Origin of the sequence: Pandoraea sp. PE-S2T-3 (genome assembly GCF_002179965.1) — a bacterium.
Lineage (GTDB): Bacteria > Pseudomonadota > Gammaproteobacteria > Burkholderiales > Burkholderiaceae > Pandoraea.
In genome coordinates this window covers 992,897-1,012,641 of the sequence record NZ_NGUQ01000037.1, presented here as the reverse complement: position 1 = coordinate 1,012,641, position 19,745 = coordinate 992,897, and the positions used below count along the sequence as shown (strand labels likewise).

Below are 19,745 nucleotides of genomic sequence, written 5' to 3'. Positions count from 1 at the left end.
TCCGTCAATTCGGGTTTTCGCACGGTCGTGCACTTTTATTGATTTGCATCAATGCGCCAGACGAAACGCAAGACGACAATCGAAAGCGTCGAAAGTCGATGAATGCTTCACGGTTGAAGCAGGGTGCCCGCCCACAAGGCGGCGCCAAATGTTTCAACGATGAAGCAATCGCGGCTGCCGGACGTTTCTGAAATGAAACACTTCTGAGGAAACGCGCCGGCATCACGCGACTGGTGGAAATAGAAGTGCATAAGAATCAATACGTTGTCCTCGATGGCCCGGAAGTTGCGTCATGTCTTGCAAGACAGGCGGACCTGACCGCCGGCACAAGAGGAAGTCATGACGAAGTCGCTCTCTCGCCCCTTGGGCGCCGCTGCGGCGCTGGCGTTGATGTTGTTCGTGGGGATGCCGGCATCGGCACATGCCGCCACCCCCTCCGGTACGACGGATCATTCGGTCGTATCCGCGGGCAACACAGCCAGCGCGAACGCCGGTACCCGGCCGACGCGGGCCACACGATCGAAGCGTGTGGCCCGCAGTTCGGCTCGTGCACCGACGCACTCGCCGCCGGGCGCACCGCCTCCCGCACTGGTCGATGCCGTACCGCCGCCATGGAACGACGTGTTCGGCGCAGCGGGCGCGTGGGCTGCCGAGCCGATCATCGTGGGTGGGAAGACGCTGGGCGGCAACCTTGCCAACGCCGGGGTGACGCAACACGTCGACACGGTCATCACCGGACCGCGCGCCGGGCTGACGGGCCTGTATCAGACCGTCTGGCATCGCGCGTTATCGGGGCCGGCACAGAACCCGCAGCAAATGTTCGTCGCCTCGCCCGAGTACTTCGGACTGCATTTCTAATTCTCCCGACTCTCCCGACACGTTCGGCAGGTCGAGACGGTGCGCTTGCCCGCACCAGCGCTCGCGCTTGCCGAATTCACCGAAGCATTGACCGGGCTATCCGGTGCCCGATGCCTACGGTACCCTCGGCCCCCCGATGCCAGCCAAGGTCCTGCTTTGCAAGGTCCGCGCCACTCGTGTGTTTCGAGCGCATCGGCCTTTGCTTTTCCCTTTGTCTCTCACTTGCCTCGCCAAGATCAATGCGGTTAGGATTAACCCGCAGTTCACGCGTGGCAGTTTCTCAAGACATGCCGACTGCCGGCATGCCATTCCGTTCTGGAGCCCCCTTATGAGCACGCCTGAAGTTTCTGTGCAAAGCCCTCCCCAGCAGAAGAAAGCGGTTCCCATAGGACTGATCGCCGGTATCGTCGTCCTGATTGCCGTGCTCCTGATCCCCATGCCCGATGACCTGCCGGTCGCCGGCCACCGCATGCTCGCGATTCTCGCGTTCGCCGTGGTGGTGTGGATTACCGAAGCCGTCTCCTACGAAGCCAGCGCCATCATCATCACGTCGCTGATGGCCTTCCTCGTCGGCACCGCGCCTACGATTCAAGATCCGAGCGTCGAATACGGCACGTCGCGTGCCATCAGCATGGCGCTCGCAGGCTTCTCCAATTCGGCACTGGCGCTTGTGGCCGGGGCGTTGTTCATCGCTGCCGCGATGACGCTCACCGGGCTCGACCGCCGCATCGCCCTCGTCACACTTTCCAAAATCGGCACGAGTACGCGCCGCGTGATGATCGGTGCCATCGCCGTGACCATCCTGCTCTCGCTCGTCGTGCCGAGCGCAACCGCGCGCAGCGCCTGTGTGGTTCCGATCATGATGGGCGTGATCGCCGCCTTCGGCGTGGACAAGCGCTCGAATATCGCCGCCGGCATCATGATCATCGTGGCGCAGGCCACCAGTATCTGGAACGTCGGTATCCAGACGGCCGCGGCGCAGAACCTGCTTACCGTGGGCTTCATGGACAAGATGCTCGGCGACCGCATCACGTGGGCCGAATGGCTGGTCGCGGGGGCACCGTGGGCCATCATCATGTCGGTCGTGCTCGTCGTGCTCGTGCTCAAGCTGATGCCGCCCGAAGCCGATGCCATCGCCGGTGGCAAGGAAGCCGTGGAAGCGCAACTGCGTGACATGGGCCCGATGACGAGCCCGCAAAAGCGCCTGCTTGCCGTGTCGATCGGTCTGCTGCTGTTCTGGGCGACGGAAGGCAAGTTGCACCGCTTCGATACTACGTCGGTCACCTACGTGGGCCTGGTCGTGCTGATGCTGCCGCGCTTCGGTGTGATGACGTGGAAGGAAGTGCAGTCGCGTATTCCTTGGGGCACGGTCATCGTGTTCGGTGTCGGTATCAGTCTCGGTACCGCGCTCCTGACCACGCAAGCCGGTCAATGGCTGGGCAACCATGTGGTGGCGGCAACGGGTCTCGACTCGCTCTCGACGCTGGGTGTTTTCGCGGTGCTCGCCGCCTTCCTGATCCTGATTCACCTCGGTTTCGCGAGCGCGACGGCGCTGACCTCGGCCATGTTGCCGATTCTGATCGCCGTGCTGCAAACGCTGCCGGGCGACTTCAATCGGCTGGGTCTGACGATGCTGCTCGGTTTTACCGTGAGCTTCGGTTTCATCCTGCCGATCAACGCACCGCAAAACATGGTGTGTCTGGGCACCGACACCTTCACGGCGAAGCAGTTCGCCAAGGTGGGGATCATCGTCACCATCGTCGGTTATGCGCTGCTCATGCTGTTTGCCGCGACCTACTGGCGCTGGCTGGGCTGGTTGTAAAGCGAATCATTGCAAGAGGTCATAAGGAGTCAACATGCGAATTCCAGTCCAAGACGCCATCGACTTCGGCAAGCAACTGCTTCTCGCGCAGGGTGTGCCGGACGATATCGCGTACGACGTTGCGCAACATCTGGTCGAATCCGACCGTGTGGGTTATGCGAGCCACGGGCTCTCGATTCTGCCGACCTATCGCAAGGTGCTCGAAGACGGTCAGGTCAATCCGACCGGCCGTCCGAGCGTCATGACCGACCACGGCAATCTGCTGCTGTATGAAGGCAATCGCGGCTTCGGTCAGCACGTGGGCAAGTTCGTGGTCGAACATGCGATTGCCCGCGCGTTCGACAAGGGCGTGTGCATTCTGACGCTGCGCAACAGTCACCATCTGGGCCGCATGGGTCAGTACGGCGAGATGGTGGCGTTGCAGGGCCTCGTGTTCATGGCGTTCACCAACGTGACGAACCGGCAGCCGATGGTGGCGCCGTTCGGCGGCAGTGAGCCGCGCCTGACCACCAACCCGTTGTGCTTCGCCGGGCCGCTGCCGAACAACCGGCCGCCGCTTGTGGTGGACATGGCCACCAGTGCCATCGCCATCAACAAGGCGCGCGTGCTGGCCGCCGAAGGCAAGCAGGCGCCGCCGGGCTCGCTGATCGACGGCAACGGCAACCCGAGCACGGATCCGAATGCGCTCTTCACCGAACCGTTCGGCGCGCTGTTGCCGTTCGGTGGACACAAGGGTTACGCGCTCGGTATCGTGACGGAGTTGCTCGCGGGCGTGCTCTCGGGCGGCGGTACGATTCAGCCGGAACACCCGCGTGCAGGCGTGGCCACGAACAACATGTTTGCCATCGTGCTCAACCCGCAGGTCGACTTCGCTGCCACGTGGCGCTCGCATGAGGTCGAGGCGTTCATCGACTATCTGACGTCGTGCCCGCCGCAACCCGGCTTCGATCGGGTGCAGTATCCGGGTGAGTACGAGGCGGAGAATCGCCAGAAGCACCACGATCACATCGACCTGACGCCGCCGATCTGGGAGTCGTTGATGAAGATGGCCGCCGAACTGAACGTGGTACCGCCGCGCACGTTGTAAGCGCCGATGCGCGACCGGGCCGCGCATGTTCTGGCGTGATCGGTGTTGAATACGTAACAAACGAAAAAGGCGATGTGCCCGGCATCGCAGGGAGAAGTGAAACGCATGGCATTACTCAAGGTGGATGTCGTCAGTACCGAGCGTGAGATCTATTCAGGCGAAGCGCGGTTTGTGGCGGTGCCCGGCAAGATGGGCGAGCTGGGCGTATTGCCGGGGCATACGCCGCTGCTCACGCCGGTGCGTCCCGGCACCGTGCGTATCGAAGCCGAGGACGGGGTGGACACGTATCTCTACATCGCGGGCGGTTTCGTCGAGATTCAGCCCGATCGCGTGACAATTCTCGCCGACACGGCAATGCGTGCCGAGAGTCTCGATGAGGCCCGTGCCGAACGTGCCCGCGAGGAAGCCCGCGCGCTGATCGAAACGCAATCGGGTGACATCGATTACGCGAAGGCCCGGGCCGAGTTGGCCGAAGCCGTCGCACAGCTCGATGCGATCAAACGCATGCGCAAACAGAAGCAATCGAAGTAAGCCCCGCCCAGCGGCTGGCCGATCGGCTAGCCGCCTCGACGCTATCGCGTCCCTCGTGCACCTTGCACGCGCCGCGATAGCCGTCACCCCAACAAACCGCCACCGGCATTTGCCCGTGGCGGTTTTCTTTTGGGTGCAACCGCCTGAGGTAAACCCCGAGGCGATTCCGGTTGCGCCATCTTTTTGAAATAACTATATTGCTTTCAGATAACAGTTATTGCAGTGAGATAACTGTTTAGCGAGAAATGCGATGTTCGCATGACCGCCATCTCAATGCACACGTTCGTGCCCTTGGAGTTCAAATGAGCGAGACAGCAAAGCAGCCGGAGCAGGAAGTTCTTTTCACGCAGGTCGGCAAGGTCGCCGTGATTACGTTGAATCGTCCGCAGGCGCTCAACGCCTGGACCATCGCCATGCGCGAGCTGATCATCGCGGCGCTCGAGCGTTTCAATGCCGACGAGAACGTGGCGGCCGTGATCATGACGGGGGCAGGGCGCGCCTTCTCCGCCGGTCAGGATCTGGGCGAAGCCAAGCATTTCGACGGCGATACGGCCATCGAGTGGATCAAGGGCTGGGAGCATTACTACGACGTGATCCGCAGCCTGAAAAAGCCGCTGGTCATGGCCCTGAACGGCACGGCTGCCGGTTCGGCGTTTCAGGTGTCGCTGCTCGGCGACATCCGCGTGGGGCATCCGGGCGTGCGCATGGGGCAGCCGGAAATCAATGCGGGTATCGCCAGCACGACCGGCCCGTGGATCATGAATCACATGCTCGGCCTGTCGCGCACCATCGAACTCACGCTCACCGGCCGCCTGATGGACGCCGACGAGAGTCATCGACTGGGGCTGATTCATCACCTCGTGCCGGAAGACAAGGTGTTCGAGAAGGCGCTGGAAATTGCGGCCGAACTGGCCGAAAAGCCGCCGGTGGCCATGCGTCTCGACAAGCAGCGTTTCCGCGAAATGACCGAAGGCACCTTCCAGGACGCCATCGAAGCCGGCATGCGCATTCAGCGCGAGTCGTACGAGTCGGGTGAGCCGGCACGCATGATGGCCGCGTTCTTCGAGAAGCGTGCCGCCAAGGCACAAGCCGCCAAAGTCTGACCGGACGGTTGTCATCACAAGCCCCGCCGCGCAACGCACACCGTCATCGGGTCGAGCGCGAAGCGGGGCAGGACAAGCGACATCGGCCACAAAGCCAAAAAGCCACATACGCCACACACGGCATGCGCGCTGCGCCTGCCCCCACGTTAGCGGAGTTACTCATGTCTTTCTCGCACGACCCGCAAAACCCCTCGCGCCGCCGCCTGCTGCAAGCCGCCGGGACCGTTGCCCTCGCCAGCGCCTTGCCGCTCGTCGCCTCGCGCGGTGCGCAGGCCCAAGCGCGCCAGTTGATCGTCTCCGACCCGGGTGGTCCGTACACCACGGCGTATCGCCGTGCGTTCTACGACCCGTTCGAGAAGGCAACCGGCATCAAGGTGGTGAGCGTCGCGCGCGATTCGCAGCCGGTGGCGCAGTTCGCGGCGATGGTGCAGACGAAGAACTTCGTGTGGGACGTGACCACGCTGACGCTCTCGGCCGACATTCCGTATCTCGAATCGAAGGGCTTTCTCGAGCCCATCGGCATGAAGGCGGCCGACTTCCCCGGCATCATGCCCGAGGCGGTTACGCCCGACTGGCTGGGCGTGGATGTGTACTCGACCGTGCTGGCCTACCGCACCGACAAGTTCACCAAGGAAACCCCGCAAACGTGGGCCGACTTCTGGGACGTGAAGCGTTTTCCGGGCCGCCGCTCGCTGCGCCGCAGCCCGCTCGACACCATCGAACAGGCACTCATGGCCGATGGCGTACCCATCGACAAGCTGTATCCGCTCGACCTCGACCGGGCGTTCAAATCGCTCGACCGCATCAAGCCGCACATCAATCTGTGGTGGACGTCGGGCGCGCAAGCCATGCAGGCGATTCAGAGCGGCGACGTGGACATGATGTCGACGTGGAACGGCCGCGCACAGGCCGCCATCGACAACAAGGCGCCGGTGAAGATCGTCTGGAATCAGGGGCTGTACTCCATTGAAGGGTGGGGCATTCCGAAGGGCACGCCGCGCGCCGAATTTGCACGCCAGTTCGTGCGCTTCTGTGGGGATGCGAGCCGTCAGGCACTCATCACGCAAGACCTCGCTTACGGCCCGACCAACCTCAAGGCCTTCGACGCCATTCCGAAAGATCGTGCGCCGCTGTTGCCGACTGCACCGGACAACCTCAAGGGCATGCGTCTGCCGAGCCCGCAGTGGTGGGCGGAAAACCGCACCCGCGCGACCGAACGTTTCAACGCATGGTTGCTGTCGTAAGTCGTCAGTCGTAAGCCGTCTGTCGGATGGAGGGTGGCGCAGGCCATTCTCCGTCGCTGTCTGCCGTTAGCTGCACCTTGCAGGATGAGAGTCGAACATGAGTACCAAACTGGAAACTGTCGGTCTTGCCAAGACGTATCGCGAGACGCCCGCGCTGCTGCCCACCGACCTGCGGGTCGCGGCAGGAGAATTTCTCACGCTGCTCGGGCCGTCCGGCTCCGGCAAGACCACGCTGTTGCAGATGATTTCGGGGCTGGTCGAGCCGACGTCGGGGCAGTTGCTGATCGACGGACGCGACGCCACACGTGACGCCCCCGGCAAACGCGGCATCGGCATGGTCTTCCAGAGCTACGCGCTGTTTCCGCACATGAGCGTGTGGGAGAACGTGGCCTACGGCCTGCGCATGCGCAAGCTGCCGAAGGCCGAGCTGGGCCCGGCAGTGGACGCCGCGCTGGCCATGGTCAAGATGCAGGCGTTTGCGCAGCGGCTGCCGTCGGAACTCTCGGGCGGGCAGCAGCAGCGCATTGCCCTTGCGCGCTGCTTTGCCTTCCGTCCGTCGATCATCCTGCTCGACGAACCGCTGGGGGCGCTCGACAAGAAGTTGCGCGAGCACATGCAGTTGGAGATTCGCCGCTTGCATCAGGAGTTGGGCGCGACGTTCATCTACGTGACGCACGATCAAGACGAAGCGCTCACGCTGTCTGATCGTATTTGCCTGATGAATCAGGCGCGTATCGAACAGATCGGCACGCCAACGCAACTGTATGACCGGCCCGCGACGCGCTTTGCGGCCGATTTTCTCGGACATTCGAATCTGCTCGATGGCGTGGTGGAGCGTCTGCCCGATGGCCGCGTGGCGCTGCGCATGGGCAACACGCTCGTGCCGATCGGCCCGAGTCCGGATTTGCCCGCGGCGGGCGAGGCCAGCTTGCTGGTGCGCCCGGAAGCGGCGCGTCTCACGCCGCCGGGCGACGGTGCACTGGCGGGCACGATTCGCGAAGTGGTGTTCCTCGGTGCCGATACGCGCGCCATCGTCACGCTGGGACACGAGGGTGACGGTGTCGAAGCCGCCGACTTCACTGTGCGCTGTCCGCGTGAGCTGTCGCCGCGCGTGGGCGAACGGGTTGGCCTTTCGTGGGACGACAGCCGTGCCACGTTGCTCACGCGCTGATCGCGCCAACGCCGCTCGCGAATCATGCTGACCGCTCTCACTGCGCCGATGCGCTATTCGATATCCCGTCAGGCTTGCGCCTAAGGAGTTTTTTGCCATGTGGCTTGTTCAACGCCTGCCCCAGGCGGGGCCCCGCTTTGCCTGGCCGCGGCGCTTGCAAGGCTGGTTGCCGGCCTTGCCCGCGCTGTTGTTCCTCGCGGTGTTCTTCATCGTGCCGGTCGTCGAGATTCTGCAAGGCGGTCTGTACGACGCCGACGGTGTGCTCTCGATTGCCCAGTTTGCGCGCATGACGCATTCGGCGGTCTATGTGAAGGTGCTTGGCTCGACCTTCTGGATCGCATTTCTCACGGCAGCGTTGTCGGTGGTGCTCGGCTATCCGGTGGCGTATCTGCTCGCGCGCCTGTCTAGCCGTTCCCGCGAACGGTGGCTGTTGTGGATCGTGCTGCCGTTCTGGACGAGCTATCTCGTCAAGACCTATGCGTGGATGTTGCTGCTCTCCAAGACCGGGCTGCTCACCATCGTCGCGACGCATCTGGGCCTGATCGGCGACGCCAGCACGCTGGCACCGTCGCTCACCGGTGTGCTGATCGGCATGGTGCACGCGATGCTGCCGCTCGCCGTCATGACGATGCTGCCGATCATGCGTGGCATCAACATGCAATTGGTGCAGGCCGCGGAGACGCTCGGGGCTGACCGCGCGACGGGCTTCTTCACGGTGTTTTTGCCGTTATCGGGGCCGGGGGCAGCGGCCGCCGGGTTGCTGGTGTTCATCTCGAGTCTCGGCTTCTTCATCGTGCCGGCGCTGCTCGGTTCGCCGCGCGAATCGATGGTGGCGCAGTTGGTCATCTCATCGGTGCTGGAGCTGTTCGATCTGCGCTTTGCCGGTGCGTTGTCGACGGTGCTGTTGCTGTGTTCGATCGTCGTGTTCTACGTGTACGACCGCGTGGTCGGCCTGTCGTCGCTGGCCGGCGAGGCGCCGCAGCGCGCCGGCGGGCAGGGCGGCCGGTTGCTGCCGGTGCTGCTGGCCGTCGGGCGTCTGGCGGGCAAGCTCACACCCGGCGCCGGGCGCGCGGGCGGACAGGGTAGCGGCATTGGCCTGAAAGCCTATGCGTGGGTGATCGTGCTGGCACTCGTGTTGCCCATTGCGTTCGTGGTGCCGCTCGCGTTCACCAAGCAGTCGTTCGTGGCATTCCCGCCAGAGCTGTTCACGCTGAAGTGGTTCGTCGCGTTTCTGGAATCGAGTGTCTGGCAATCGGCACTCCTGCGCTCGCTGGGCGTGGGCTTCGCTACGGCGGCGCTGGCGTTGGTGCTCGGCTTCGGCGCGAGTCTTGCGCTGGTGCGTCTGCCGAGCCGCTGGCGCAAGCCGCTGTTTGCCGTGTTCATCGCGCCGCTGATCGTGCCGCGCATCGTGGTGGCCGTCGGCCTGCTGTATTTGTTTGCGCGTTGGGAGCTGGCGGGTACGAACGCAGGGCTCGTGATCGGGCACACCGTGCTGGCCATCCCTTATGTGGTGGTCACGCTTTCGGCCAGCTTCAAACGCTTCGACTGGCGACTGGACGATGCCGCCAAGATGCTCGGCGCGTCGGCCTTCACCCGGGTTCGCACGGTGTTGCTGCCGTTGCTGGCTGCGAGCCTTGGCTCGGCGTTCCTGTTCGCGTTCATCGTCTCGTTCGACGATCTGACGATCGCGATCTTCGTGTCCGGCGGGATCAACACCACGCTGCCCAAGCAGATGTGGGACGACATTCAACTGGCTGTCACGCCGACGCTCGCTGCCGTGGCCACCTCGCTGGTGTTCCTGATGGCGTTCTGCGTCTGGCTGTCTTCGATGTTCAAACGTAAGAGCTACTGATTTCTGCGGATTTTCGTATGTCCATGTCCAATGCTGCCCGAGTGGTTCCGATGAATGTGCCGTCACACCCGTACACCCGATATTTCCCCCAGCGCGCCGAGGGCGATCAACTGGATGTCGTGCCGCTGTTGATGGCTGGCCTTGCCAGCGGGCGCGGGGCGTCGCCGGTCGCGCATCCGGTCGTCGTCTATGAAGGCGAAGCCATCAGCCGCGCGCAGATGGCGCAACGCGTGGCGGCCATGCAGGCTTGGTTTGCCGCGCAGGGTCTCGTGCCCGGTGACCGCGTTGCCGTCATGCTCGGCAATAGCGCCACGCAGGTCGCGTTGATCTACGCGTTGATGCTTTCCGGGCTCGTCTGGGTGCCGGTCAATACGCGTCTCAAGGGCGACGGCCTTGAATACCTGCTGGGGCACGCCAAGCCGAAGTTGCTGATCGCCGAGCCGGCGTTCGGTGAAGTGCTCGATGCCGGGCTGGCGCTCGCCGCACAGCAACCCGGGCACCACGGGCCGAGCGTCGTCCGGTGGTGGTTGAGCGATGTGCAGACCCAAGCCGCGGCATTCGACGGCGCGCCGTTGCGGGCCGCGCCCGTCACGCCGGCGTCGGTGCTGTGCATCATCTATACGTCGGGGACGACAGGCGCGCCGAAGGGCGTGCTCTTCACGCACCGCATGATGCGCATCGCCAGCGAGGCCGCCATGCAGGTGGCCGATGCGGGCAACGGCGACCGGTTGTTTCTGTGGGAGCCGCTGTGCCATATCGGCGGCGCGCAGATGTTGCTGCTGCCGTTTCTGGCCGACGTGGAAATGCATGTCGTGGAACGCTTTTCGGCGAGCCGCTTCTGGCAGCAGTGCGAAGCGGCGCAGGCCACGCATCTGCACTATCTCGGCGGCATTCTCGACATCCTGATGCAACTGCCCAGCGAGGCCCAGCCGGCGAATAACAGTCTGCGCGTGGCGTGGGGCGCGGGTGTGGCGGCCAGCGCATGGCAGGCGACGCGCGAGCGGTTGCAGTGTGCGTTGCGCGAGTGCTATGGCATGACGGAATGCTCCAGCTTTGCCACGCTCAACGACAGCGATACGCCGGGTTCCATCGGTCATGCGCTGCCGTGGCTCACATTGGAATTGCTCGATGACGAAGGGCGTCCGGTGCCCGATGGCGAACTGGGGGAGATCGTGTTGTCGAGCGATGTCGACGGGGTGTTCCTGCCGGGCTATCTGGATAACCCCGAAGCCAGTGCCAAGGCGTTGCGCGACGGCAAGCTCTACACGGGCGACAGCGCGCGCCGCAGCGCGGACGGCAGTCTGGTGTTCGTCGGACGCCGCACCGACAGCATGCGGGTACGCGGAGAGAACGTGTCGGCGTGGGAGATCGAGCGCGTGTTTGCCCGGCATCCGGCGGTGGCGGCCTGCGCGGCGATCGGTGTCGCGAGCGCGATCGGCGAGCAGGATGTGCTGCTCTACGTGCAGTTTCGCGAAGGTCAGGCGATCGACTGGACGACGCTCGCCGCATGGGCAGGCGACAAGCTCGCCAGCTATCAGCGCCCGCGCTACTATCGCGAAACCGCGCGATTCGAGACCACACCCTCCGAACGCATTCGCAAGCATCTGCTGTCGCGCGACACGGCACCGGCATGGGATCACGCTGCGGTGAAATGAGTGTGCAGGGGAGGGTTTGTGAGCGCTGGTACGGGGATTTTAGAGTTATCGATATAAAATAGACTCTTATTTTTATGAGATAATTCAGGCCTGATTGCCTTATTCCATCACGATTGTGGCCACCAATAAAACTCCCCGTACCCGTGCCAAAACGGCGGCCGCCGACGATATGCCGGCGGCGGCTTCGAGCGAATCGACGTTGTACGTGCAGTCTGTCGAAAAGGCGATGAAAGTGCTGACCGCCTTCGATGGTTCGAAGCGTCATCTCTCGCTGTCAGAGATCGCCGCGGCCACCGGTTTCGACATCAGCGCGGCGCAGCGCTTCACCTTCACGCTCTCGGCGTTGGGCTATCTGCTCAAGGATCCGCAGAGCAAGAAGTACGAACTCTCGCCCAAGCTGCTCGACTTCACCTATCACTATCTGGTTTCCAACGAGCTGGTGAGCCGGGCCGCGCCGTACCTTCAGCAACTGGCCGCCGAGACCGAAGAGGCGACCAACCTGACCGTGCGACTCGATACCGATATCGTGTTCGTGCTGCGGATCGTGAGCCGCAGTGTGTTCAACGCGAACGTGATCGTCGGCTCGCGACTGCCTGCCTATTGCACGGCGCCCGGTCTGGCCATGCTGGCGACGCTCGAAGACGGCGAGATCGACGACATTCTTGCCCGTACCAATCTGGTGGAGTTCACGCCGGCAACGGTCTGGCAGCCGCGCAAGATCAAGGAGCGGCTCGCGCGCATTCGTAAGCAAGGCTATGCGCATACCGAAGACGAATACTTCATGGGCGACATTTCGACCTCGGCGGCGGTGGTCAATCTCGACGGCCGCGCGATCGGTGCCATCAATATCGCCGTGCCGCGCGTGCGCTGGAATGCCGGGCGCGACGAGCGCCGCTTCGCCGATCTCGTGATTCAGACGGCCGGTGCGTTGTCGGCACGTCGGCGTCAGGATTAGCACGCGTTCACGCGCCCGGAACTGGGTTGAATAGACCCCAAGGTGTCCTGTCAGGCAATGTAAGGCGCGCTGAGATCGGCTGGGCTTGCGCTTCAGCCGGTCGGCCGCCCGTCCGGTTGAAGTCTCAAAATGGCGTGCTAGAATCCCGCCGCATGGGGTTGGAGCAGGGCTGAATTCCAAGGATTCCGAGATACCGCGCAGAACACGCAGCCGCGCATTGACGGTGTGTTCAGGGAAGTGCGTGTCAAGCCACGGCCGGCTGGGCCAGGGCGACGGAAGACCTGTAGAGAAACCGATGGCCGAACCGGGGCGGCCAGACGGTGCGCCAAACGGGGTGCGCAAGCGACTGCGGTACTTACCAATCCGAATCTCAGGCGGTGCACAAGCGATTTGCCGCCTCCCCCGCGCCTTCAATCCGCGCGACTGATACGCGTAAGGGCTAGTTGCCCGGCGGGCAGCGCACACGGGGGAATGGAGCTATGGCTCTGGGGTTGTCGTTGCCTGCGTTGGACTTGCCAACGCTGCAATTCGTCACTTTCTTGCTGAGTATCGCGACGGGCATTCTGTTCATGCTCGATGCCTTGCGTCGCGACGAGGCCGAGTCTCCGCGCTGGTGGAGTCTGGCGTTCCTGCTCGCGACGTTCTCTCCCGTTCTCTATTTGCTGGCCGCGCGAAGCGGCCGATTGGCCGTGCTTTATCCGCTGGGGAATGCGGTTGCCACACTGGCGTTTGCCATGGTCTGGAGCGGGGCGCGACGCTTTTACGGACGCAGCGTGCAGTGGGTGGCCGTGTTCGGCGGTCCGGCGGTGTTGCTGTGGGGGACTTGGCTGTTTGCGCGTCCGCTCGACGCGTGGAGCGGCGGCGCCTTGTTCTTTTCCCTGCTCGCGATGTACAGCCTGATGGCGGCCAAGGAGTTCTGGCAGGCCTCGGGCATGCGGCTGCCGAGCAGCATCGTGCTTGCGGTGGTGGCGGTATTGCACGGCAGCTTTTACACCGCGCGGGCGGTGGCGCTGGTCTGGTTCGGGCCGGCCGATACCTGGTTTTTGACGTGGTTCGGGGCGCAGGTGGCGACGACCGAGATGCTCGTGCTGATCGTTGTGGCGAGTTTCCTGATGGTGTCGCTCGGCAAAGAGCGGTCGGAAATCGCCTTGCACCGGGCGGCGACGCGCGACGGGCTCACACAGGCGTTCAATCGCCCCGAATTCACCCGGCTCGCTCGTGAGCAAATGCGCCGCCACGGGACCGCGCGCGCGCCGGTGGCATTGTTGCTGCTGGATCTCGATCATTTCAAGCGCATCAACGACACTTACGGTCACCCGTTCGGGGACACCGTGTTGCTGCTGTTCGCGCGCACGGCGTCGCAGCAGCTCCGGGCGGACGACATCTTCGGGCGGTACGGCGGAGAGGAATTCGCCCTGTTTTTGCCGGGCGTGGGTGTGACGGAGGCGCTGACCATTGCCGAGCGGGTACGCGAGGCGTTCGAGCGGGCGGGACGCACGGTACAGGGTGAAGCGGTGGCGGCAACGGTGAGTATCGGGGTGGCCTGCGACGAGCGCTCGCGCGGCGAGTTGTCGTCACTCGTGCAGCGTGCCGATCGCGCGCTTTATCAGGCCAAAGCGGCGGGTCGAAACCGTTGCGTGCGATATACGCCAGAGACGTCAATAACGATGACGGAAGCGCGTACGCCCTTGCGCGCAGCGGGGTAGAAAAGCATTGCGGCGCCCCCGATAACCGCGTATAAGTGATGGATCGAACATCAAGTCTGACGTTTATCGAGCGTCGATCCTACGATCTTTGCGAGACACTACCGATCTCTGAATTTCTTGGTTGTCCGGCACCGATGCCCAGCCGCGCGCACTGCGATGGCAGCACGTCGGGAGAACTGGGAGTTCACATGAGCACCGGTACTGTAAAGTGGTTTAACGACAGCAAGGGTTTCGGATTCATCACGCCGGACGAGGGGGGAGAAGACCTCTTCGCGCACTTTTCGGAAATCAAATCCGATCAGGGCGACGGATTCCGATCCCTCAGCGAGAATCAAAAGGTGTCCTTCGACATCACCCGCGGTCCGAAGGGGTTGCTGGCTTCCAATATCAGACCCTCCTGATCTCATTTCCTTTCGTTGTGCTGGCCCGGGCGCGCACTCGACGCCGGGGAAAGTGCGGCGGTCGTCGAGGGCAATATGGCCTACGTCACTCCGTTTTATAAGGGTTTCCGTCTGGAAACGTTCGTGTTCCGCGCACAGGATCCCGATTCGACATCGCGAAAGCATGACCGGACTTTCGGCGTTTCCGTGAGGCTTACCCGTGCGATGATCGAGGATCTCGCATACTCCGGGGAATCCAAGACATTCCAACTGAGGAGCCTTCCGTTCGACTCGATTGGAGAAGCGCGGCGCGCCGGGAATAAATACGCTCAGGGGCTGGTAGATAATCTGGTTGAGAGTGGCGCCAAAGCCCTCTGACCTTGTGAGGTCGACATGCATGCGTCACCTAGCTGGTTTTTGTATGCGGACTACCTTCCTCCGGACCGAACCCGGTTTTTTTCCGTCGCCGCGATCACGTTTGTCATGAGATTGCGCTACCGTGCCTACCGTGGCGCCGCCTGCGACCTGATGCAGCGCTCGCGGATGGCGAGCTGGTTGCCGGTTCCCGCTAACGCGTGGGCCTTGAATGCCGTGAATATTCAGTAACGCTGCGCGATCCTGCGTGATCGATTGCGGCCAGTATCAAATCGCACGAGCACAACGAACCATCCGTGATCGTCGATCATTGTCATTGACCGACCGCTGAGGATTCAAGAATGCTGACCCTTTCGAAGCAAGCCATTGTGGCCGCCATTCAACGCATTTCCGATACCGGACAGACGCGTCCCTCCGAAGCTGTGATCAATGCGCTACTTGCGCGAGAGCTGATTTGCCGTGTTGGCGAACGGCTGGAACTCACCCAGTTTGGGCGGTCGTATTGCCGCTCGGAGCGCGCACCCGCCTGGCGTTAAGCGGATTCGCCCCGGGGTGTCGGGGCACACTTGCCCGGTCGACTGGCGGTGCAATACCAGCCAGTAATGTTGGGGCATCTGAATGACATTTAGCGGGCATACGTGCCCGCTAAACGCATTTCAAGTGCTCAGTTCAGGCGCTCAGTGCCACGCCGGGGTGTACATCGATCGGCAGTAGGATTTACCGTACGGCGTCACTTCCAGGCGTTTGCCAACCCGGCGAACCAGTTCGCGGGCGAGTAGCGCGTCGATGACCGCGTCAGGTGGTGTGTCGCTTCCCTTCGCAATTAATTGAAGTGCGGCCGCAATGGCTTGTTTGGTGAGCGAAAGCATGGTTTTTCTCCTGATGCCGCCGTTTTATCGAGTATGCGCGCTATGACGCCGCATTGCTCGAAATCTTTAACGCCGATAGCTAAACAAGCAACAGGGTTCGGCATCAGAATGTTTTGAAACGTCTTTATCGTGTGGCGCAATGCGCGCGGCATGCTTAACAGCGCTGGGAGATCAGGATGGATCGGAAAAACCAGGGGATCGAGGCGCTTCCTGAAGAGCAGCGCGAGCGGTTTCTCGCCGCGTGTCTCGCCAGTGGCATTAACGTGAAGCGCCTGATCGTGACGGTAGAAACCAGCTATTCGGGCGAAGGCGCGCTTGCGCAGGCTATTCACGATGTCTATGTGAGCGGCATGCGCCGAATCCGGCATTACCGCTCATCGGTCGGCGAGGCCACGTGGACCACCCAATTCGAGCAGGATGCCCGGGCCGGCGTGTTTAAGTAACGCGCAGCTTTCGCGGCAAAGCCCGCCTGCCAGACGCTGCACCTGCCCGACTGACTTCACCGGCATTGGATATCGCCGGGATTCTGGAGGTGATCATGGACGCATCGATCGAACCGTTGATCCTCGACCTGCTGGAGTGGATCGGGCCGGCGGGGAAGCCTTATGCCGAGATCATGGAGGCGTGGCGTACATCTTGCCCGCGCTTACCCGTCTGGGAAGAGGCCAACGCGCGAGGGTATCTCATCCGGATTCATACGCCCGGCGGCGTCGCCGAGATCGCGCTCAGTGCGGCGGGGTTGGCGTATATTGCTGCCGCGCATCGCGCACAAGCCGCCACTTCGTCGCCATAGTGGACTGCGGGCGGCATCCGAAGTGTTCGGAAGCGTTTGGGCGGCCTAAACGGTGATTTCCGTCGACTGGTAGGTGATGTTCTGCCAGCGGCTACCGGTCTTGATCCAGACCGACGCAAACCTCGCCTGATAATCAAACCACGTTGCCCCGTTATACCCGCTCGCGCACCAGCGGCCGACGACGATGATCGTCGCGCCGTATTGCGTCGAGCGAAGCTGATCGACTTGCGCGGTATCCCAATGCCGTGTGCCGGTGCGATAAGACGCCAGCACATCGGTTTTCGTCTCGATCACGCCGCCCGGTTGAATGATGACGTAATCGGGATGCAGCAGCGACTCGATGACGTCGAGCCCGGTCGCTAGGTCGAGATGCGCGCGTGCAAGCGTGTGTTCTGCTTCCTCTACAGCCAGTCGATCGCGGCGGGTATCAGTCATGGCGTGATGGGCAGCGCAAGCGCGGTAAGGTGTGGATTTGGCGATATGCGGCGATTCTAGCGTTGAATCCCATACACTTCGGTTTATCCCCGTATCCTGACCTCATTTCATTCCCCGGTATTCGCTATGCCATCGTCCGTGCGTAATTCGCTGCTCTGGATATTCGATGCTTTCGAGCGAGACGAGACGTTCATTCACAAGCGAATGTTCGGCAGCGACGCTGCTTATGTGGGAGGTTTGCTCTGTCTGATCGCCGCTGATCGCGATTCGCCGTGGGACGGCTTGCTGGTCTGTACTTCGCAGGCCCATCACGCTTCGTTGATGGCAGAGATTCCCGCGTTGCAACCTCATCCGGTGTTGGGCAAATGGCTTTACGTGCCGCAATCGGACCCGGCGTTCGAAGCCGTCGCACACACCATGACTGCGCTGGTACTCGCGGGCGATGCCCGCATCGGCGTCGAGCCCAAACCGCGCAAGCGCCGCGCGACCCGGAAGAAGACATAATCTCAGGCGTACCCGGACACGTTCCGGCACACGCGAGTCTTTTCTTTCAGGCGACGCATCCGCCATTCATTCCCACTCGTATGTCTGAGTGCTTCCAACTTGCGAAGCGCCATGAATCGGGTGAAAGAATGAAAACACGTCAAATGTCCGGATTTTCCGGTGTTGTGCTCGCGATTGCCGTGGTCATGGGCGGGCAGGCCGCCATGGTGTCTGTGGCGTCCGCCGCGATGGATGGTGAGAAGACGGTCATGGTGGGCGGGGCGGCAATGTACCCGTCGAAGAACATCATCCAGAACGCCGTCAATTCGAAAGATCACACGACGTTAGTTGCCGCAGTCAAGGCGGGCGGGCTGGTCGACACGCTCTCCGGTCCCGGCCCCTTTACCGTCTTTGCGCCGACCAACGAAGCCTTTGCGGCACTGCCCGCCGGCACCGTCGACACGCTGCTCAAGCCTGAAAACAAACCGACGCTCGACAAAGTCCTCACGTATCACGTCGTGGCCGGCCGTCTTACTGCACAGGATCTGATGAAAGCCGTGAGCGACGGCGGTGGCCGCGCGACGCTCAAGACGGTGGAAGGCGACTCGCTTACCGTCATGCAACAAGGCAATCACCTGACCGTAACCGACGATAAAGGCGGTGTCGCCAATGTCACCATCGGCAACGTCATGCAATCGAACGGCGTGATTCACGTGGTCGACAAGGTGTTGATGCCCTGATGTAGATGCCCTAATGCAGGCGCACGTGATCGAAGCGGTTTCGCTCAATCTGCCGCCACGTGCACCATTTCCTCGACTTCGCCCGGCTGCTTCTTCTTCATGCGAATAAACAGCAATAGCGGCATGACCAGCAGCGTGAGAATCATCATCAGCTTGAAGTCATCCAGATAGGCGATCATCGCCGCCTGCCGGGTGACTTCGGCATTGAGGGCGGCGATGGCCGCCGATCCATACGTTTGTGCGTACGATTCCAGTCCCTGTGTGAACGGTGTGATGTGTTCGGAGAGCACCGCGTGATTGACCTGCGTGTTTTGCGTGAGCAGCGTCTGCACGACAGAAATACCGATACTGCTGCCGATGTTGCGCGACAGGCTGTAAATCGCCGCCCCGTCGGCGCGCAGTGCGCCCGGTAGCGTCGCGAACGTGACAGTGGTGAGCGGCACGAACACGAACCCCAGCCCGAAGCCCTGAATGACGCCCGGCCAGACGATGTCCGACGGACTGAGTGTCGTCGTGTACCCGGCCATCATGTAAAGCGAATAGGCGGTGAGCGCGAAGCCGAACCCGAGCAGATAACGCACGTCCACTTTGCCCACGAGGCGCCCGACGATCAGCATCGCGGCCATCGTGCCCGCGCCGGACGGCGCCGTGACCAGCCCGGTCAGAATGGCCGGATAGCCGAACAGGCTTTGCAGCATCGGCGGGAGCAACGCGCGCGTGGCGTAAAGAATGATCCCGACGACGAAGATGTAGATGATGCCGGTATTGAAGTTGCGGTCGCGCAGCAAGGCCCGGTTGAAGAACGAGTTCTCGTCGGCGGTCCACGTGTGCACGATGAAATAGGCGAAGCAGATGATCGCGCCGAGCATCTCCAGCCAGATCTCGGTCGAATTCAGCCAGTCTTGCTGTTCACCCCGGTCGAGCAGCAATTGCAGTAGCCCAATCGCCAGCCCGAGTGTGACGAAACCCAGCGCATCGAATTTTCCGGCCTTCGCTTCGGGTGGCTCTTTCAGATACGCGGCGATGCCGAGAAACGCGATCAACCCGATCGGCAGGTTGATGTAGAACACCCAGCGCCAGTTGTAGCTGTCGGTCAGCCAGCCGCCGAGCGACGGGCCGAGAATCGGTCCGACCATCACCCCCATGCCGAATACCGCCATCGCCGAGCCGTGTTTGTGCGGTGGATTGATGTCGAGCATGGTCGCTTGCGATAGCGGGACGAGTGCTGCCCCGCAGATGCCCTGAAACAGGCGCGCCGCCACGATTTCCGTGAGCGAATGCGCCATACCGCATAGCGCAGACGCGATGGTGAAGCCGGCGACTGACCACAGAAACACCCGGCGTCGACCGAAGCGTGCACAGAGCGCACCGGTGAGCGGCGTGGCAATGGCGGCCGCGACGATATACGACGTCAGTACCCAGGTGATCGAGTCCTGTGAGGCGGAAAGGCTGCCTTGCATGTGGGGCAGGGCAACGTTGGCGATGGTGCTGTCGAGCGTTTGCAGCACCGTCGCGAGCATGACGGAAATACTGACCAGCGCGCGATGCTTGTTGGCGTCGCCGGCGCTTTGCGGGGAAGACACGGTATTACCTCGGGTGGAATGCTTCGAACCTATTGTTGTTGTCGCACTGCGTGTTGCCGTCGTCCCAAGGGTGTTCGCCGGGAGCGGCCGTCTGGCAGTGCGC

General features: G+C 62.4%; 21 protein-coding genes. 18 read left to right on the top strand and 3 right to left on the bottom strand.

What is annotated here, in order from left to right:
• Window positions 1–339 precede the first annotated feature (339 nt).
• From CDV46_RS26470 to CDV46_RS26400, 14 genes are all read left to right on the top strand, one after another.
• Window positions 340–858: a hypothetical protein gene (locus tag CDV46_RS26470; RefSeq protein ID WP_087689030.1), complete on the top strand. Its 519-nt coding sequence runs from the start codon at window positions 340–342 to the stop codon at window positions 856–858.
• A 328-nt stretch (window positions 859–1,186) separates the two neighbouring features.
• Entirely contained in the window at window positions 1,187–2,680 is a 1,494-nt protein-coding gene (locus CDV46_RS26465; protein WP_058378887.1) for a DASS family sodium-coupled anion symporter, read from the top strand.
• A 34-nt stretch (window positions 2,681–2,714) separates the two neighbouring features.
• Window positions 2,715–3,767: an Ldh family oxidoreductase gene (locus CDV46_RS26460; RefSeq protein WP_087689029.1), complete on the top strand. Its 1,053-nt coding sequence runs from the start codon at window positions 2,715–2,717 to the stop codon at window positions 3,765–3,767.
• A gap of 105 nt (window positions 3,768–3,872) precedes the next feature.
• Window positions 3,873–4,298 (top strand): F0F1 ATP synthase subunit epsilon, encoded by a 426-nt coding sequence (locus CDV46_RS26455; protein WP_058380317.1) that lies wholly within the window; start codon window positions 3,873–3,875, stop codon window positions 4,296–4,298.
• A gap of 302 nt (window positions 4,299–4,600) precedes the next feature.
• Window positions 4,601–5,401: an enoyl-CoA hydratase/isomerase family protein gene (locus CDV46_RS26450; RefSeq protein ID WP_087689028.1), complete on the top strand. Its 801-nt coding sequence runs from the start codon at window positions 4,601–4,603 to the stop codon at window positions 5,399–5,401.
• Window positions 5,402–5,562: 161 nt separating this feature from the next.
• Window positions 5,563–6,645: an ABC transporter substrate-binding protein gene (locus tag CDV46_RS26445; protein ID WP_087689027.1), complete on the top strand. Its 1,083-nt coding sequence runs from the start codon at window positions 5,563–5,565 to the stop codon at window positions 6,643–6,645.
• Window positions 6,646–6,742: 97 nt separating this feature from the next.
• A complete protein-coding gene (locus CDV46_RS26440; RefSeq protein ID WP_087726024.1) occupies window positions 6,743–7,816 on the top strand; it encodes an ABC transporter ATP-binding protein in 1,074 nt (357 codons plus the stop codon).
• A gap of 97 nt (window positions 7,817–7,913) precedes the next feature.
• Window positions 7,914–9,668 (top strand): ABC transporter permease subunit, encoded by a 1,755-nt coding sequence (locus CDV46_RS26435; RefSeq protein WP_087726023.1) that lies wholly within the window; start codon window positions 7,914–7,916, stop codon window positions 9,666–9,668.
• A 17-nt stretch (window positions 9,669–9,685) separates the two neighbouring features.
• The gene (locus tag CDV46_RS26430; RefSeq protein WP_087726022.1) at window positions 9,686–11,323 is read left to right on the top strand and encodes an AMP-binding protein; all 1,638 of its coding nucleotides are present in this window, start codon (window positions 9,686–9,688) and stop codon (window positions 11,321–11,323) included.
• A gap of 169 nt (window positions 11,324–11,492) precedes the next feature.
• Entirely contained in the window at window positions 11,493–12,278 is a 786-nt protein-coding gene (locus CDV46_RS26425; protein WP_087689123.1) for an IclR family transcriptional regulator, read from the top strand.
• 479 nt (window positions 12,279–12,757) lie between these two features.
• The gene (locus CDV46_RS26420) at window positions 12,758–13,984 is read left to right on the top strand and encodes a GGDEF domain-containing protein (protein ID WP_087726021.1); all 1,227 of its coding nucleotides are present in this window, start codon (window positions 12,758–12,760) and stop codon (window positions 13,982–13,984) included.
• Between the two features lie 188 nt (window positions 13,985–14,172).
• A complete protein-coding gene (locus tag CDV46_RS26415; protein ID WP_087726020.1) occupies window positions 14,173–14,385 on the top strand; it encodes a cold-shock protein in 213 nt (70 codons plus the stop codon).
• Window positions 14,386–14,460: 75 nt separating this feature from the next.
• Window positions 14,461–14,742, top strand: a complete 282-nt coding sequence (locus CDV46_RS26410; RefSeq protein WP_087689021.1) for a hypothetical protein — start codon at window positions 14,461–14,463, stop codon at window positions 14,740–14,742.
• 338 nt (window positions 14,743–15,080) lie between these two features.
• Window positions 15,081–15,275, top strand: a complete 195-nt coding sequence (locus CDV46_RS26400) for a hypothetical protein (protein WP_058378876.1) — start codon at window positions 15,081–15,083, stop codon at window positions 15,273–15,275.
• 141 nt (window positions 15,276–15,416) lie between these two features.
• Here the strand turns inward: CDV46_RS26400 and CDV46_RS26395 are convergent, their stop codons facing one another.
• Window positions 15,417–15,608, bottom strand: coding sequence for a hypothetical protein (locus CDV46_RS26395; RefSeq protein ID WP_058378875.1), 192 nt, complete (start codon window positions 15,606–15,608; stop codon window positions 15,417–15,419).
• 176 nt (window positions 15,609–15,784) lie between these two features.
• On the opposite strand from CDV46_RS26395, the gene CDV46_RS26390 reads away from it, so the two are divergent.
• Window positions 15,785–16,051, top strand: a complete 267-nt coding sequence (locus tag CDV46_RS26390) for a hypothetical protein (protein ID WP_058378874.1) — start codon at window positions 15,785–15,787, stop codon at window positions 16,049–16,051.
• Between the two features lie 95 nt (window positions 16,052–16,146).
• Window positions 16,147–16,401, top strand: coding sequence for a 3-phosphoglycerate dehydrogenase (locus CDV46_RS26385; protein WP_087726019.1), 255 nt, complete (start codon window positions 16,147–16,149; stop codon window positions 16,399–16,401).
• Window positions 16,402–16,446: 45 nt separating this feature from the next.
• Here the strand turns inward: CDV46_RS26385 and CDV46_RS26380 are convergent, their stop codons facing one another.
• Window positions 16,447–16,836: a nuclear transport factor 2 family protein gene (locus tag CDV46_RS26380; protein WP_087726018.1), complete on the bottom strand. Its 390-nt coding sequence runs from the start codon at window positions 16,834–16,836 to the stop codon at window positions 16,447–16,449.
• A 126-nt stretch (window positions 16,837–16,962) separates the two neighbouring features.
• Here CDV46_RS26380 and CDV46_RS26375 point away from each other — a divergent pair, with 126 nt between their 5' ends.
• Together CDV46_RS26375 and CDV46_RS26370 are read left to right on the top strand one after the other, a co-directional pair.
• Window positions 16,963–17,340, top strand: a complete 378-nt coding sequence (locus CDV46_RS26375; RefSeq protein WP_087726017.1) for a hypothetical protein — start codon at window positions 16,963–16,965, stop codon at window positions 17,338–17,340.
• A gap of 143 nt (window positions 17,341–17,483) precedes the next feature.
• A complete protein-coding gene (locus CDV46_RS26370) occupies window positions 17,484–18,059 on the top strand; it encodes a fasciclin domain-containing protein (RefSeq protein WP_407668849.1) in 576 nt (191 codons plus the stop codon).
• Window positions 18,060–18,103: 44 nt separating this feature from the next.
• On the opposite strand, the gene CDV46_RS26365 is transcribed toward CDV46_RS26370, so the two are convergent.
• The gene (locus CDV46_RS26365) at window positions 18,104–19,642 is read right to left on the bottom strand and encodes an MDR family MFS transporter (RefSeq protein ID WP_087689014.1); all 1,539 of its coding nucleotides are present in this window, start codon (window positions 19,640–19,642) and stop codon (window positions 18,104–18,106) included.
• Between the last annotated feature and the right edge of the window lie 103 nt (window positions 19,643–19,745).